Source organism: Spirosoma lituiforme (genome assembly GCF_054776635.1).
In genome coordinates, this window is sequence record NZ_BAAHBO010000040.1 from 1 (window position 1) to 778 (window position 778).

The following is a 778-nucleotide window of genomic DNA, read 5'->3' on the forward strand; positions in this document are numbered from 1 at the left end:
CCCTTGCCTAGGGTCAAATCTGCATAAATGCCGTCAGGTTTTATATTTAAATTTTCTATACATTCCCTATAGAGAACTGGTGTATGTTCAAATTTCATATTATTCATCCATAATATCGGACAAATTCACCTCGACTTCATTTATATATTCATCCCAGATATCCTTATCCCATATTTCTATGGTTGTGTTATTGCCAATAATCATGGCCTCATCTGAGATTCCGGCATAATCCTTCAAAGATTTGTTGATCAAAATCCTCCCTTGCTTATCAAGGTTGACTTTGACAGTGGATGAGAAAAATAGCCTTTTTATAGCACGATTTTTCTTATTTTCGTAAGCTAGTTGGTCAAGGGCGGCTGATCTTTTCTGAAATTCTTCCTCTGTATAAACAATAAGAGACTTTTCTGGTCCCTTAGTTAGGTAGAAATATCCGTCAAGACCTTCCCTAAAGTCACTAGGCATCATTATTCTGTTCTTGTTATCCAATTTATGGATGTATTCACCTAGGAACATTTCGTACCACCTTTTACCACTATCTTCCACTTCAATTATATTTTATCCTATTTAGCAGAAAAAAGCAAACAAAAAGACCGGTTTTTATAACCGGTCGATATCTTTATATTATTTAAATTTGATAATCTTATCTTCTTTAACCATTTTCTTTTCTTTATAAAAATGTGGTGGGAGATTTTCCCTCTTGGCATAAATTAATAAACAAACTCCTACAATCATAAATACAATTGATACAAGCTGAGCTGTTCTTAGGCCAAATACATAT

2 protein-coding genes are annotated in these 778 nt (G+C 33.5%); both read right to left on the bottom strand.

What is annotated here, in order from left to right:
• On the bottom strand, positions 1-107 hold a 107-nt coding region (gene mraW, locus ACYU87_RS27555), incomplete at its 3' end, for a 16S rRNA (cytosine(1402)-N(4))-methyltransferase (protein ID WP_461137219.1).
• On the bottom strand, positions 100-513 hold the full coding sequence (gene mraZ, locus ACYU87_RS27560) for a division/cell wall cluster transcriptional repressor MraZ (protein ID WP_209771470.1): 414 nt from the start codon (positions 511-513) through the stop codon (positions 100-102). The genes mraW and mraZ, both read right to left, overlap by 8 nt.
• Positions 514-778 lie beyond the last annotated feature (265 nt).

Bases quoted from the DNA above. Each gene is read 5' to 3' on its own strand.
- mraZ (WP_209771470.1), bottom strand. From the start codon at position 513: ATGTTCCTAGGTGAATACATCCATAAATTGGATAACAAGAACAGAATA.